Origin of the sequence: Streptomyces sp. GDS52 (assembly GCF_052246875.1) — a bacterium.
GTDB classification, from domain to species: Bacteria; Actinomycetota; Actinomycetes; order Streptomycetales; family Streptomycetaceae; genus Streptomyces; species Streptomyces cathayae.
The window spans coordinates 5,479,304-5,493,419 of sequence record NZ_CM125966.1; the positions used below are offsets into that span (position 1 = coordinate 5,479,304).

Genomic DNA, 14,116 nt, shown 5'->3' on the forward strand with positions numbered 1-14,116 from the left:
TCCGGGGCGGGAGTGGGGGAACACATGCCCAGGGGCGGGAACGTCATGAGGATGTCGGTCGAGCAGCCGCTGTGGCGCGCGCTCACCGGCTACCGGATCCTCGCCATGGTCTACGCGGTCGGCCTGTTCGCCACCGCCTACGACGAGTTCGAGCGTCCCTGGCTCGCCGTGGCCTACTTCGCCGTACTGGCCGTGTGGACCCTGGGCACCCTGCCCCGGATCGCCAACGCCGCCCGCTGCACCAAGCCCTTCCTCACCGCCGACCTGACCGTCGCGCTCGTCGGCATCCTGCTCACCCCCGTCGCCGACGCCCACGAGCGGGTCCAGGCGGGCGGCCCGACCATGCCCTCGATCTGGACCGCCGGCTCGGTGCTCGCCTTCGCGATCAAGGGCGGCTGGCGCTGGGCGGCCCTCGCCTCCAGCCTGGTCGCCGTCGCCAACCTGGTCGAGCGCGGCAGTCCCGCCCGCGACACCGTGCACAACGTGATCCTCGTCTGGGTCGCCTCCATCGCCATCGGCTACGTCGTCGAGGTCGCCCGCGCCTCCGAGCGCACCCTCGCCCGCGCCCTGGAGATCGAGGCCGCGACGAGGGAGCGGGAGCGGCTCGCGCGGGACATCCACGACGGCGTGCTCCAGGTGCTCGCGATGGTGCAGCGGCGCGGCGCGGTGATCGGCGGCGAGGCGGCCGAACTGGGCCGGATGGCCGGCGAGCAGGAGGTGGCGCTGCGCACCCTGGTCTCCGGCGGCCTGGTGCCCGTCCCCAGGGCCCCGCGAGAGGCCGTGCGCGCCGTGGGCGACACCGCCGGTGCGGCAGGGAGCGGCCCGGAGAGCGGAACCGGGGACGGCCCCGTCGACCTGCGTGCCCTGCTCGCCCCGTACGCCGGTGCCCTGGTCAACCTCGCCGAACCCGGGGCGCCGGTGCCGCTCGCGCCGTCCGCCGCACGGGAGGTCGCCGCCGCCGTCGGGGCGGCCCTGGACAACGTACGCAAGCACGTCGGGCCGAACGCCCGGGCCTGGATCCTGGTCGAGGACGAACCGGACGAGGTGATCGTCACCGTCCGCGACGACGGGCCCGGCATCGCCGAGGGCCGGCTCGCCCAGGCCGAGGGCGAGGGACGGCTCGGGGTGGCCCTGTCGATCCGCGGACGGCTGCGCGACCTCGGCGGCAGCGCGGAACTGATCTCGGTGCCGGGCCAGGGCACGGAGGTCGAACTGAAGGTGCCCAAGGACACGAAGGAAGCGGACGACCCGCGGGGGAAGGCGGAGCAGCGATGACGGACACGACAGCCGGACGGGAAGCCGGACGGGGCCCGGTCAAGGTGATGGTGGTCGACGACCACCCCATGTGGCGCGACGCCGTCGCCCGCGACCTGTCCGAGTCCGGCTTCGAGGTGGTCGCCACCGCAGGTGACGGCGACCAGGCCGTGCGCCGCGCCAGGGCCGCCACCCCCGACGTCCTCGTCCTCGACCTGAACCTGCCCGGCAAGCCGGGTGTCCAGGTCTGCAAGGAGGTCCTCGCCGCGCACCCCGCCCTGCGCGTGCTGGTGCTCTCGGCGAGCGGTGAGCACGCCGACGTCCTGGAAGCGGTGAAGTCGGGCGCCACCGGCTATCTGCTGAAGTCGGCCTCGACCCAGGAACTCCAGGACGCGGTGCGCCGTACGGCGGCCGGTGACCCGGTGTTCACCCCGGGCCTGGCCGGGCTGGTCCTCGGCGAGTACCGCCGTCTGGCCTCCGACCCGGCACCCGCCCCGGAGAGCGGCGGAACCAAGGCGCCCCGGCTGACCGACCGGGAGACCGAGGTGCTGCGCCTGGTCGCCAAGGGCCTCAGCTACAAGCAGATCGCCGAACGGCTCGTCATCTCCCACCGCACGGTGCAGAACCACGTCCAGAACACCCTCGGCAAGCTCCAGCTGCACAACCGCGTGGAACTCGTCCGCTACGCCATAGAACGCGGCCTCGACGACGAGTAGGACCCGTCCGGACCCGGCCGCACCCCTCGTCAGCCCCGCATATTCGCATCTTCACATATTCATGTACTCGCATGTTCACGCATGAGGCGCCAAGCCCGGCACGACCCCCGGAGGGACCCTGTGGAAATCCTCGCGTTCGGTGTGCAGTCCGACGAGAAGCCCATGATCGAACGGGCCTTCCAGGGCCACCACGAGGTACATGTCCTGGACGTCTTCCTCGACGAGGACACCGCCCTCATCGCGGCCGGCCACGAGGTGATCTCCACCAGCGTCAACTGCGACCTCGGCGCAGGGGTCCTGGAGAACCTGGCGGCCGGCGGCACCCGGATGATCGCCCAGCGGTCCACCGGCTTCAACAACGTCGACCTGAAGACGGCCGAGCGGCTCGGCCTGACGGTCGCCCGGGTGTCGTACTACTCGCCCCACTCGGTCGCCGAGTTCGCCTGGACCCTCGCCATGGCGGTCAACCGCCGTGTCGTCCGTGCCTCCATCCGCACCCGCGACTTCGACTTCCGCCTCGACGGCCTGATGGGCCGCGACATGCACGGCCGCACCGCCGGCGTCCTCGGCACCGGCAAGATCGGCGAGGCGTTCGCCCGGATCGCGCACGGCTTCGGCATGCGGCTGCTCGGCTGGGACGTCGTCGAGAACCCCGCCTGCCGGGAGCTCGGCATGACCTACGTCCCCAAGGAGCAACTGCTCGCCGAGTCCGACCTGGTCAGCCTGCACGTCCCGCTGCTGCCGGAGACCCTCCACCTGATCGACGGAGCCGCCCTGCGGACGATGCGGGACGACGCGATCCTGGTGAACTCCAGCCGCGGCGGACTCGTCGACACCGCCGCCCTCGTCGCCGAACTGCGCGCGGGCCGCTTCACCGGCGTCGGACTGGACGTGTACGAGGCGGAGGCGGGCCTGTTCTTCCTCGACAAGTCCCTGGAGGCCGTCGAGGACGACACCCTGGCCCGCCTCGTCACCTTCCCCAACGTCCTGGTGACGTCCCACCAGGCGTACTACACCGTGGACGCCGTCAGCCAGATCATCGAGACCACGGTGAACAACGTCCTCGACTACACCGAGGGCCGACGCTCGGAGAACGTCCTGGTACCGCGGAGCTGACCCATCAGCTCCGCGACGAGCGCCGCGCCGTTCAGGGTGAGCACCGACTCGGGATGGAACTGGAGCGAGGCGAAGCCCGGCCCGCGCAGGGCGTGCACCTCGCCGTCGGCCGCGCGGCTCACCTCGATGCCGTGCGCGGCCAGTTCCGCGGCCGCCTCGTCGTCGCACCGGGCGACGAAGCTGTTGTAGAAGCCGACCGTCTCCGGCCGCCCGAACAGGTCGATCCCGGTCTGCACCCCCTGGTACGGCACCTCCTTGCGGACCGTGTCGAGACCCAGCTCGGCCGCGATCAGCTCGTGGCCGAGGCAGACGCCGAGGACGCCGTGCCGGTGGTCCCTGATCACCGCGGCGGTCAGGCCGCGCAGGAACCGCATCTTCGCGTCGGCCGTGTCGGACGGGTCACCGGGGCCGGGCCCCAGCACCACGGGCCCCTCGTGCGCGAGCACCGTCTCCCGCAGCCCCGGTTCGTCGTACCGCCGGACGGTGACCGTGAGCCCCGAGGAGCGCAGCACGTGCGCGAGCATCGCCGTGAAGGTGTCCTCCCCGTCGACGACCAGGGCGTGCGCCGCCGGCCCCGCCGGCAAGGCCGACGGCTCCCGCATCCGCAGCCAGAACGGGGCCAGGGAGGCCCGCCGCCCGTCCAGTGCCGCCCGCACCCGCGGATCGTCGGCCAGCCGGGGCCGTACGGACTCCGCGCGCGGCCGTCCCGGGCGCACCCCCAGCGCGGCCAGCACCCCGGCCGCCTTCGCATGGGTCTCGGCGACCTCGCCCGCCGGGTCCGAGCCCCGCACCAGCGTGGCGCCGACCGGCACCCGCAGCCGCCCCGCCGCGTCGATGTCGGCGGTGCGGATGAGGATGGGGGAGTCGAGGCTCTGCGCCCCACCGGCGTCCCGACCGAGCAAGGCCAGCGCCCCCGCGTAGTACCCGCGTCCGGCGGGCTCGTACCGCCGGATCACCCGGCAGGCGTTCTGCACCGGCGACCCGGTGACGGTCGCGGCGAACATGGTCTCCTTCAGCACCTCCCGCACATCCAGCGAGGACCGGCCGCGCAGCTCGTACTCGGTGTGGGCGAGATGCGCCATCTCCTTCAGCCGGGGCCCGACCACGACCCCGCCCATGTCGCCGACGGCGCACATCATCTTGAGCTCCTCGTCGACGACCATCGACAGCTCCTCGATCTCCTTGCCGTCGGCGAGGAAGTCCAGCAGGTGCTCGGGGGTCGGTCCCCCGGCCGGGTAGCGGTAGGTGCCGCTGATCGGGTTCATCACGACGGTCCCGCCGGACGCCCGCACATGCACCTCGGGGCTGGCCCCGACCAGCGTCCGCCCTCCCGCCTCCCGCCCGGTGTGCACCACGAACGTCCAGTACGCGCCCCGCTCGCCCTCCAGCAGCCGCCGGAACAGGGCCAGCGCGTCGGCCCGCCCGAACCCGGGGATCTCCCCCTCGTAGGTCCGCCGGATCACGAAGTTGGCGCCCTCGCCCCGCCCGATCTCCTCCCGCAGCACCCGCCCGACGATCTCCGCGTACGCGTCGTCGTCGACGTCGAAGCCGCCGTCCGTCACCCGGACGTCGTGCGCGGGCAGCTGTTCCAGGGCGGTGGTGAGCGGGATCTCGTGGCGCTCCTCGGGAGTCAGCGCCAGCAGCGGGGTGCCGTCGTCGCGCACGTCGAAACCGCGCTCCCGGATCTGCCGGAAGGGGATGAGCGCCAGCCCCTCGTCGGGCAGGTCGGCCAGCCGCTCACGGGGGCTGACGGGGCCGAGCAGCAGCTCCACCACGGTGTCGTCGCGGCCGGGGGTGCGGCGGCGCAGCAGGGCGAACGGGCGGGGATCGTCCAGCAGGTCGAGCAGGTTCATCGGTCGTGGTCCCTCGGTGACGGAGGGCCGGCCGGGGCGCCGCGGGGCCCGCGAACGCCGAAGGCCGCCCCTCGGGCGGCCTTCGCGGAGTCGTGTGTACGCGCGATGATTCAGTGGGCCGCCGGAGAAGCGGTCCACCACCAGTTCCGGGCGGAAGGGTTCTGAACCGAACCGTTCCGGGTCGAAAGCGCGAACATGCGACGCACCTTAGCGCATGTCCCTCGCGTGTCCACTGAGAGTTTTTCCTGTCTCACTTGCTGGGCACAGGCCCGGAAGGCGCCATCCCACCCCGTAATGTTGAGGCGTGACCGTGAACGCTAAGACCAGCCCGAGTGCTGGCAACACCTGGCGAGAACTGCCCGCGGCGCAGCAGCCCGAGTACCCCGACACCGAGGCTCTGCGCGCAGTGATCGCGGACCTCGAGTCGTATCCGCCGCTCGTCTTCGCGGGCGAGTGTGACCAGCTGCGCGCCCGGATGGCGGCCGTCGCCAAGGGAGAGGCGTTCCTTCTCCAGGGCGGCGACTGCGCGGAGTCCTTCGACGCGGTGTCCGCCGACCACATCAGGGCCAAGCTCAAGACACTGCTCCAGATGGGCGCCGTACTGACGTACGCCGCGTCCGTGCCCGTCGTGAAGGTGGGCCGGATCGCCGGCCAGTACTCCAAGCCGCGCTCCAAGTCGACCGAGACCCGCGACGGCGTGACCCTGCCCACCTACCGCGGCGACTCCGTCAACGGCTTCGACTTCACCGAAGAGGCCCGCGTCCCGGACCCCGAGCGGCTGAAGCGGATGTACAACGCCTCGGCCTCCACGCTGAACCTGGTGCGCGCCTTCACCACCGGCGGCTACGCCGACCTGCGCCAGGTGCACGCCTGGAACCAGGACTTCGTGAAGTCGTCCCCGTCCGGCCAGCGCTACGAGCAGCTCGCCCGCGAGATCGACCAGGCGCTGAACTTCATGCAGGCCTGCGGGGTCGAGCCGGAGGAGTTCAAGACCGTCGAGTTCTTCTCCTCGCACGAGGCGCTGCTGCTGGACTACGAGTCGGCGCTGACCCGCGTCGACTCGCGCACCGGACAGCTGTACGACGTCTCCGCGCACATGGTGTGGATCGGTGAGCGCACCCGGCAGCTGGACCACGCGCACATCGAGTTCGCCTCGAAGATCCGCAACCCGATCGGCATCAAGCTCGGCCCGACCACCACGGCCGAGGAGGCGCTGCAGTACATCGAGCGGCTCGACCCCGAGCGCGAGCCGGGCCGGCTGACCTTCATCGTCCGGATGGGCGCGGACAAGATCCGCGACAAGCTGCCCGAGCTGGTCGACAAGGTCACCGCCTCCGGTGCCACCGTCGCCTGGGTGACCGACCCGATGCACGGCAACACCTTCGAGGCGGCCTCCGGGCACAAGACCCGCCGCTTCGACGACGTGCTCGACGAGGTGAAGGGCTTCTTCGAGGTCCACAAGGAGCTCGGCACCCACCCGGGCGGTATCCATGTGGAACTCACCGGTGACGACGTCACCGAGTGCGTGGGCGGCGGCGACGAGATCTTCGTCGACGATCTGCACCAGCGCTACGAGACCGCCTGCGACCCCCGGCTGAACCGCAGCCAGTCGCTGGACCTGGCGTTCCTCGTCGCCGAGATGTACCGGGACCAGTAACACCGCTCACCTGCCGAAACGGCGAGGGGTGGGGCACGGATCACACAGGATCGGTGCCCCACCCCACTTTTTTGTCCCCCGAACGACAGGTAAGGTTAGGTTTGCCTCACCGATCAGGGGTCGGTACGGCGCGACCCAGCACTACTTCGGGAGGTGGACCGCGTGTTCGTCTGCAGCTGCTTCGGAGTGACCGAGGAGCAGGTGAGGAGCCATGCGGACGCCGGGGCCTGCACCCCCCGGCAGATCGCCTCCGCCTGCAAGGCGGGCACCGACTGCGGCGGCTGCGTGCGACGCATCCAAGCGCTGCTCGGGCGTGGCGCCTGCCCCCGCCGGCAGTCGGACGGCCAGGGCCGTCCGTCCCTCACGGCGGAGCTCCCCGAGGCCGCGTAGGCCGCCCGGACGTCCTAGCGGGTCGAGAACCCGCTCGTCCCCGGGCCCGAGGGGTCCGGCTGCGACTGCTCGATCACCGTCGACAGGTACAGCGCCTCGCCCAGCTTCTCGATGAGCTCCAGCTGGGTGTCCAGGTAGTCGATGTGGTGCTCCTCGTCGGCGAGGATCGCCTCGAAGATGTTGGCGGACGTGATGTCGTTCTTGTTGCGCATGACCTCCACGCCGCGGCGCAGGCGGTCGATGGCCTCGACCTCGATCTTCCGGTCGGCCTGGAACATCTCCGTCACCGTCTGCCCGACCTGGACGTGGAAGAGCCGCTGGTAGTTGGGCAGGCCGTCGAGCAGCAGGATGCGGTCGGTGAGGACCTCCGCGTGCCGCATCTCGTCGAAGGACTCGGCGCGCGTGTACTCGGCGAGCTTGGTCCAGCCTTTGTGGTCCTGCAGCTTCGAGTGCAGGAAGTACTGGTTGATCGCGGTCAGCTCGGCGGTCAGCTGCTCGTTGAGGAATTCGATGACCTCGGGGTCGCCCTGCATCGCAGCGGCTCCTTCCACACGGATGAACGGGCCAGATGCGCCGCATGATTCCACCGGCCGAGAAGATCGTCCAGTAAGTACATGCTTACCCGGTAAGAGCCTTGTCGGCAGTATGTGATGGGTATTGTCCGACTTCATGGGGCCCCGGTCCGATGCGTCACACCGGGTCTGTCAGGATGGAAGCATGGGTCAGCCGGCGGAACGCGAATCGGGGGAGCGCACAGCAGAGGAAGCGGCGCGGTTCGAGCTTCCGCCGGGGCAGCGGCTGCAGAAGGGCTGGCCGGTCACGCACTACGGGCCCGTCCCCAGGTTCCGGCCCGAGCGCTGGGAGTTCAGGGTGTTCGGCGCCACCGCCGACGGCGGCACGCACTGCTGGAACCACGAGGAGTTCACGTCCCTGCCGTACCACAGCGTCGTGGCCGACCTGCACTGCGTCACGAAGTTCAGCATGCTCGGCGCCGAATGGGGCGGGATCCCGGCCCGTACCCTCCTGGAACTCGCCCCGCCCGCGCCCGGCGTCACCCATGTGATGGCCTGGGCCGAGTACGGATACAGCGCCAACCTCCGGCTGGCGGACTTCTCGTCCGAGCAGGCGCTCTTCGCCACCCACAAGGACGGCGAACTGCTGACCGCCGAGCACGGGTTCCCGCTCCGCCTGATCCTCCCCCACCTCTACGCCTGGAAGGGACCGAAGTGGGTCCGCGGCGTGGAGTACATGACCGCCGACCGCCGCGGCTTCTGGGAGGAGCGCGGCTATCACAACGTCGGCGACCCCTGGAGAGAGCAGCGCTACTCCTACCAGGAGGAGCCCGGGGACGGCCCCGAACTCTGACCGGGGCCGGGCCCGCGGGCCCCTGATCCGCGGGTCAGGAACCCTGATCCGCGGGTCGGGAACCCTGATCCCGGAGTTTCTTCAGACGCTCCACGTCCGCCGCGTGCCCCTCCTTGCCGCCGGGGGTCTCGATGATCAGGGGCACCCCCTCGGTCGCCGGGTGCGCCATCAGCGCGCGGAACGGTTCCTCGCCTATGTGGCCTGCGCCGATGTTCGCGTGACGGTCCTTGTGCGCGCCGACCACATCCATGGAGTCGTTGGCGTGGATGAGCTTCAGCCGGCCCTCGCCGACCGTGTCCACCAGCAGATCCAGTGTCCGGCGCATCCCGCTCGGCCCGGTCAGGTCGTGGCCGGCCGCGAAGACATGGCAGGTGTCCAGGCAGACACCCAGCTTCGGATGGGCGTCCAGCACCTCGAAGTACGGACCGAAGTCCCGGACCAGCGAGCACAGGGAGGCGCCCTGGCCGGCCGTCGACTCCAGCAGCAGGAACGGGTCGTCGTCATGGGTGAGCTCGTCGAGCAGCGGCAGCAGGTACTCCCGTACCTGCCGCAGCGCCACCGACCGCTCCCGTCCGCCGGTCGCGCTGCCGGTGTGCACCACCACACCCAGCGCCCCGATCTCGCGCCCGCGCCGCAGCGAGTGGCGCAGCGACCCGACGGACCGTTCGACGGTCGCCTCGGTGTGGGACCCGAAGTTGATCAGATACGGGGCGTGCACGTACGCCGGGATCGACCCGGCCGCACACGCCTCGCGGAACGCCGCGTCCTGCTTCGGGTCGCCGGTCGGCGTCGCCCAGCCGCGCGGGTTGGCGACGAAGACCTGCACGGCCTCCGCGCGCAGCTCACGGGCGTAGGACAGGCCGACGGAATGCAGACCGCCGGCCACCGGGACATGGCCGCCGACCGGGTTGCGGGCAGGGCCGGACAGGTGACTCTTCACCCTTCCAGGGTGTCATGCCCCGGGCCGCCGAAGCCGCCGAGCCCCTCCGTCAGCGGATCGTGAGGGTGATCGTCGAGCCCTTGGGCGCGGTGTCCCCGCCGGACACGGACTGCGCCTTGACGGTGTCGCCGAACAGACCGAGCAGCCCGCGGTCCTCCTTGACCCGGAACCCGGCACCCTCCAGCTTCCCGGTGGCCTCGTCCACACTGTCGCCGACCACGTCCGGGACCGCCACCATCTCGGGTCCCTTGGACAGCGTCAGCGTCACGCCGTCCCCCTCGGCGGCCTCACGGCCGGCCTCCGGGCTCTGCAGGGCCACCCGGCCCGCGTCGTGCTCGGAGGTGACCCGCTCGGCGGCGATGCTCACCTTCAGACCGGCCTTCTCCAGCGCGGCGCGCGCGTCGTCCAGGTCCTGGCCGACCACCTCGGGGACGTCCACCGGGCTGCCCTTGCTGACGGTGAGCGCCACCGCCGAGCCCGCACGGACCTTCGTGCCCTTGCCCGGCCCGGTGGAGACCACGAAGCCCTTGGCCACGTCCTCGCTGAACTCCTGGGTGACCATGCCCGGCTCCAGACCCGCGTCCTTCAGCACGGACCGCGCCTTGTCCAGCCGGTAGCCGTCGACATCGGGCACCCGCACGGTCTGCGGCCCCTTGGAGAGGGTGAGCGAGACCGAGTCGCTGCCGCGGATACGGGCGCCCGCCTTCGGATCCGTGCTGATCACCGTGCCCCGCTCCACGGTGTCGCTGTACGCCTCCTCGACCCGGCCGACGCCCAGCCCGGCGTCCGCCAGCCGCTCCCGGGCCTCCTTCTCGGTCTTCGCCAGCAGCGGCGGGACCTTGGTGAACTGGCCGGAGTTGATGTACCACACGCCCGCCCCGGCGCCCAGCACCAGCAGCACGGCGACGACGATCGCCATCGGTCCGCGCCGCAGCAGCGGACCGCGCAGCGACACACCGCGCCGCGGCGGCAGCGCCGGGGACTGGAGCCGACTGGTGTGGCGGTGCTCGTCGACGGGCAGCGGGCGGGATGGGGGTCCCCCCGCTCGAGCGAAGCCGAGAGTGGGGGACGTGAGCGCGCGCGGGATGACGCTCGTACGGTTCTCGGCGCCCCGGACGGTCTGGTCCTCCGAGGTCAGCGCCTGCGGCGGCACCGCGTCCAGCTGCCCGTCGTCGAGTCCGCCGCGCGCCTCGCGGACCTGCGCGAGGAGCGCCACCGCGTCGTACGGGCGGACCTCCGGGTTGCGCGCGGTCGCCGAAGCGACCAGTTCGTCCAGCGCGTACGCCATACCGGGGACGGCGGCCGACGGCGGCGGCACGTCGTCGTGCAGATGCTTGTAGAGCACGATCGCGGGGGAGTCGCCGTCGTGCGGCTTCTCACCGGTCAGCATCTCGTACAGCAGGATGCCGCACGCGTACACGTCCACGCGGGGGTCGGCGCTACCGCTCTCGACCTGCTCCGGCGCCAGGTAGGAGACCGTGCCCAGCACGGTGCCGGTGGTGTTCGTCACCGTGTCCACGGCCCGGACCAGCCCGAAGTCGGCGACCTTGACCCGGCCGTCGTCCCCTATCAGCACGTTCTCCGGCTTCATGTCCCGGTGCACGAACCCGGCCCGGTGCGCGGCGCCGAGCGCGGCCAGCATCGGCTCCAGGATGTCCAGAGCGGCCCGCGGCTGCAGCGCACCGCGCTCGCGCAGCACGTCCCGCAGGGTGCAGCCGGCGATGTACTCCATCGCCAGGTAGACGTACGCCCCGTCGGTGCCCTGGTCGAAGACCTGGACCACGTTCGGATGGGCCAACCGGGCCACCGACTTCGCCTCGCGGATGAACCGCTCGACGAAGGAGCCGTCGGCGGCGAGCGCCGGGTGCATCACCTTGAGCGCGAGCACGCGGTCCAGACGGGTGTCCACGGCCCGGTAGACCGTGGCCATCCCGCCGACCGCGATACGCGCCTCGACGCGGTACCGGCCGTCGAGCAACTGCCCGACCAGAGGGTCCTGAAGGGTCGTGTCCACGCTGGGAGTCTACGAGGAGCCACCGACGGCGCCGACCGGATCGGTTCGGAACGGTCCCGGATCGGGGCACGACTGCAGCCGACCTGTGACGCACCCCACGAAGGAACCTCCCCACGCCCGCCGGCCTCCCACCCCCCCGTGGCCGTCGACGCGATTCGGTCTTACGCCCGCCGGCCTCACCGGCTCCCGCGACCGTCGGTGCGATTCGGCCCTATGTCCGTCGGTCTCACCGGCTCCCGCGGTCGTCGGTGCGATTCGGTCTTGCGACCGCCGGCTTCACCCGTGTCTGCGGCCGTCGACGCGATTCGGTCTTGCGGCCGTCGGTGGGGCTCGGTGCCTGCGGTTGCCGCCGTCAGCAGCAGCCGCGGCCGCCGGTGGCGCTCGGCCCCGCGGGGAGCCTCCACCTCTCGGCCGACTGGAAACGGAGTGGTGCGCGGGTGGGAGAACACCCTCAGAACGCCGGCCGCTCCGGATCCAGCACGGCCAGCCCCTCCGCGGGAGAGGACGCCTCGGCGAAGTGCCGCCGCGGAATCCGCCCTGCCCGCCGGGCCAGCCGCCCCGCCTCGACCGCGCTCCGCATGGCGGCGGCCATCAGCACCGGCTCCTGCGCCCGCGTCACCGCCGAGGCGAGCATCACCCCCGCGCACCCCAGTTCCATCGCCAGCGCCGCGTCCGACGCCGTACCGGCACCCGCGTCCAGGATCACCGGTACGCGCGCGTGCTGCGTGATCAGCTCGAAGTTGTGCGGGTTGCGGATGCCGAGCCCCGACCCGATCGGCGACCCGAGCGGCATGACCGCCGCACAGCCCACGTCCTCCAGCTTCCGCGCCAGCACCGGATCGTCGTTGGTGTAGGGCAGCACCGTGAACCCGTCGTCGACCAGGGTCTCGGCCGCCTCCAGCAGTTCGACGGGGTCCGGCAGCAGGGTGCGCTCGTCGGCGATGACCTCCAGCTTGACCAGGTCGGTGCCGAGCGCCTCCCGCGCGAGACGGGCGGTGAGCACCGCCTCCCCGGCGGTGAAACAGCCGGCCGTGTTCGGCAGCACCCGGATGCCCAGCCTGTCCAGCACCGAGAGCACCGAGCCGTGCACCGAGGGGTTCACCCGCCGCATCGCGACGGTCGTCAGCTCGGTCCCGGACGCCACCAGCGCCCGCTCCAGCACCTCGAGGCTGGGCGCCCCGCCGGTGCCCATGATCAGACGGGACGTGAAGGACGTACCGCCGAGGACGAACGGATCGTCGGCCATGATCAGCCTCCCTGCACCGCGGTCAGGACTTCCACCCGGTCCCCCTCGGCGAGGGGCGTGAGCGGCCACTGCGCGCGCGGGACGACCGTTTCGTTGAGGGCGGCGGCCACCCCGGAGTGCGCCTCGGTGAGCGTGCCGACCAGCGCGTCGAGCGCCGTACCGGGAGCCACCTCGCGCGGCTCCCCGTTGAGCGTGACCGGGACCGTGACGGTGACCGGGGTGTGCGCAGGAGTGTTCATGCGGGCTGCTCCGTGAGGACGGCGGCGGTCGCGGTGAACCGCCGGGGGGTGAAGGGGCGGGCCTGTGCCGGGAGTTCACCGGTGGCCAGGAACTCCGCCAGGACGTCGCCGGTGACCGGAGTGAGCAGCACGCCGTTGCGGTGGTGCCCGGTCGCCAGGACCAGCCCCTCGAGCCCGGACGGGCCGAGCAGGGGCGCGTTGTTGGGGGTGCCGGGGCGCAGCCCGGCCCGGGTCTCGGTGAGGGGAAGCTCGGTGATGCCGGGGACCAGTTCGTGGGCGTCGCGCAGCAGCTCGTACACCCCGCCCGCGGTGACGGTGGTGTCCCAGCCCTGCTCCTCGCTGGTCGCCCCGATCACCAGTTCCCCGCTCTCGCGCGGGACCAGATACACCTGGCTGCCCCGCACCACCGCCCGCACCGTCCGGCTCAGGAACGGACCGAACCGGTCGGGCATCGCCAGCCGGAGCACCTGCCCCTTCACGGGACGCACGGGAGGCAGCAGTTCCGCGGGGATGCCCGCGAGCCGACCGCTGAGGCTGCCGCCGGCCAGCACCACCTGCCCGGCGGCCAGCCGGGTGCCGTCGGCGGTGACCACGCCCGTGGCCCGCTCCCCGGAGACGGTGAGCCGGTCGGCCCACGCACGGTGCAGGACCACCCCCGCCCGCTCGCAGGCGGTCACCAGCGCCGCCGCCAGCCGCCGGGGGTCGATCTGGTGGTCGCCGTCCACCCGCAGCCCGCCGCGCACACCGGGGGCGAGCATCGGTTCCAGGCGTCGGCACTCCCGCCCCGACAGCCACTGCGCGTCGAGCCCCGACTGCTGCTGCAGGGCGTGCAGTTCGCGCAGATGGGCGCGGTCGTCGGCGTCCAGCGCGACCGCGAGCGTGCCGCACCGGCGGTAGCCGAGGTCGTGGCCGGTGGCCTCGGTGAGCTCGGCCGCGAAGCCGGGGTAGCGGAGCGCGGAGGCGAGGTTCAGGCGGAGCAGGGTCTGCTCGCCGTAGTGCAGTTCCGTGACGGCGGCCAGCATTCCGGCGGCCACCTGGGCGGCACCGCCGCCCGGCTCGGGGTCCAGCACGGTCGTGGCCAGCCCGCGCTGCGCGGCCCGCCAGGCCGTGACCAGACCGATGACGCCGCCCCCGACGACGAGGACGTCGGGGGAGCGCTGCGAGGTGTGTGTGGGTGACATGGGCGTCCAGCCCCTCCCTTCGCCGGCATGACCCGGATCAGGTTCATACGGTCGGAGGCCGCCAGCCTCCCTCTCAGCCCGGTGCGCCCGGGCTCCCGCGAATGTCTTACGTTGGCCACCCTAGCCCTCGGAACAACGAACGTGT

General features: G+C 72.0%; 14 protein-coding genes and 1 riboswitch. Of the genes, 6 read left to right on the forward strand and 8 right to left on the reverse strand.

Going from position 1 to position 14,116, the window contains the following annotated elements:
* Positions 1-24: 24 nt before the first annotated feature.
* From macS to ACTWJ9_RS24990, 3 genes are all read left to right on the forward strand, one after another.
* Positions 25-1,275, forward strand: coding sequence for a MacS family sensor histidine kinase (gene macS / locus ACTWJ9_RS24980; protein ID WP_387036964.1), 1,251 nt, complete (start codon positions 25-27; stop codon positions 1,273-1,275).
* Positions 1,272-1,970, forward strand: coding sequence for a response regulator transcription factor (locus tag ACTWJ9_RS24985; RefSeq protein WP_279336503.1), 699 nt, complete (start codon positions 1,272-1,274; stop codon positions 1,968-1,970). The genes macS and ACTWJ9_RS24985 overlap by 4 nt, the downstream gene beginning before the upstream one ends.
* 120 nt (positions 1,971-2,090) lie before the next feature.
* Complete coding sequence (locus ACTWJ9_RS24990; protein WP_443294800.1) at positions 2,091-3,086, forward strand: 2-hydroxyacid dehydrogenase; 996 nt, start codon at positions 2,091-2,093, stop codon at positions 3,084-3,086.
* Here the strand turns inward: ACTWJ9_RS24990 and ACTWJ9_RS24995 are convergent.
* Both ACTWJ9_RS24995 and ACTWJ9_RS25000 read right to left on the reverse strand, forming a co-directional pair.
* Positions 3,038-4,939 (reverse strand): anthranilate synthase family protein, encoded by a 1,902-nt coding sequence (locus ACTWJ9_RS24995; RefSeq protein ID WP_443294801.1) that lies wholly within the window; start codon positions 4,937-4,939, stop codon positions 3,038-3,040. The genes ACTWJ9_RS24990 and ACTWJ9_RS24995 overlap by 49 nt on opposite strands.
* 110 nt (positions 4,940-5,049) lie before the next feature.
* The gene (locus tag ACTWJ9_RS25000; RefSeq protein ID WP_361450881.1) at positions 5,050-5,136 is read right to left on the reverse strand and encodes a trp operon leader peptide; all 87 of its coding nucleotides are present in this window, start codon (positions 5,134-5,136) and stop codon (positions 5,050-5,052) included.
* A 107-nt stretch (positions 5,137-5,243) separates the two neighbouring features.
* Between ACTWJ9_RS25000 and ACTWJ9_RS25005 the strand changes: the two genes are divergently transcribed.
* Positions 5,244-6,596, forward strand: coding sequence for a class II 3-deoxy-7-phosphoheptulonate synthase (locus tag ACTWJ9_RS25005; protein WP_279336506.1), 1,353 nt, complete (start codon positions 5,244-5,246; stop codon positions 6,594-6,596).
* Positions 6,597-6,758: 162 nt separating this feature from the next.
* Positions 6,759-6,986: a (2Fe-2S)-binding protein gene (locus tag ACTWJ9_RS25010; RefSeq protein WP_279336508.1), complete on the forward strand. Its 228-nt coding sequence runs from the start codon at positions 6,759-6,761 to the stop codon at positions 6,984-6,986.
* A 14-nt stretch (positions 6,987-7,000) separates the two neighbouring features.
* Here the strand turns inward: ACTWJ9_RS25010 and bfr are convergent, their stop codons facing one another.
* The gene (bfr, locus tag ACTWJ9_RS25015) at positions 7,001-7,519 is read right to left on the reverse strand and encodes a bacterioferritin (RefSeq protein WP_279336509.1); all 519 of its coding nucleotides are present in this window, start codon (positions 7,517-7,519) and stop codon (positions 7,001-7,003) included.
* Positions 7,520-7,703: 184 nt separating this feature from the next.
* Here bfr and ACTWJ9_RS25020 point away from each other — a divergent pair, with 184 nt between their 5' ends.
* Positions 7,704-8,351 carry a sulfite oxidase-like oxidoreductase gene (locus tag ACTWJ9_RS25020; protein WP_279336510.1) on the forward strand — a complete coding sequence of 216 codons (648 nt, stop codon included), beginning with the start codon at positions 7,704-7,706 and terminating at the stop codon, positions 8,349-8,351.
* Between the two features lie 34 nt (positions 8,352-8,385).
* Here the strand turns inward: ACTWJ9_RS25020 and ACTWJ9_RS25025 are convergent, their stop codons facing one another.
* From ACTWJ9_RS25025 to thiO, 5 genes are all read right to left on the reverse strand, one after another.
* On the reverse strand, positions 8,386-9,291 hold the full coding sequence (locus ACTWJ9_RS25025) for a deoxyribonuclease IV (protein ID WP_279336511.1): 906 nt from the start codon (positions 9,289-9,291) through the stop codon (positions 8,386-8,388).
* A gap of 49 nt (positions 9,292-9,340) precedes the next feature.
* Positions 9,341-11,305: a Stk1 family PASTA domain-containing Ser/Thr kinase gene (gene pknB / locus ACTWJ9_RS25030; protein WP_279336512.1), complete on the reverse strand. Its 1,965-nt coding sequence runs from the start codon at positions 11,303-11,305 to the stop codon at positions 9,341-9,343.
* 451 nt (positions 11,306-11,756) lie between these two features.
* Positions 11,757-12,551: a thiazole synthase gene (locus tag ACTWJ9_RS25035; protein WP_279336513.1), complete on the reverse strand. Its 795-nt coding sequence runs from the start codon at positions 12,549-12,551 to the stop codon at positions 11,757-11,759.
* A gap of 2 nt (positions 12,552-12,553) precedes the next feature.
* Entirely contained in the window at positions 12,554-12,790 is a 237-nt protein-coding gene (gene thiS, locus ACTWJ9_RS25040; RefSeq protein ID WP_279336514.1) for a sulfur carrier protein ThiS, read from the reverse strand.
* Positions 12,787-13,971 carry a glycine oxidase ThiO gene (gene thiO / locus ACTWJ9_RS25045; RefSeq protein ID WP_443294802.1) on the reverse strand — a complete coding sequence of 395 codons (1,185 nt, stop codon included), beginning with the start codon at positions 13,969-13,971 and terminating at the stop codon, positions 12,787-12,789. The genes thiS and thiO overlap by 4 nt, the downstream gene beginning before the upstream one ends.
* Positions 13,969-14,080, reverse strand: a riboswitch (TPP riboswitch). (Overlaps the previous gene by 3 nt.)
* Positions 14,081-14,116 lie beyond the last annotated feature (36 nt).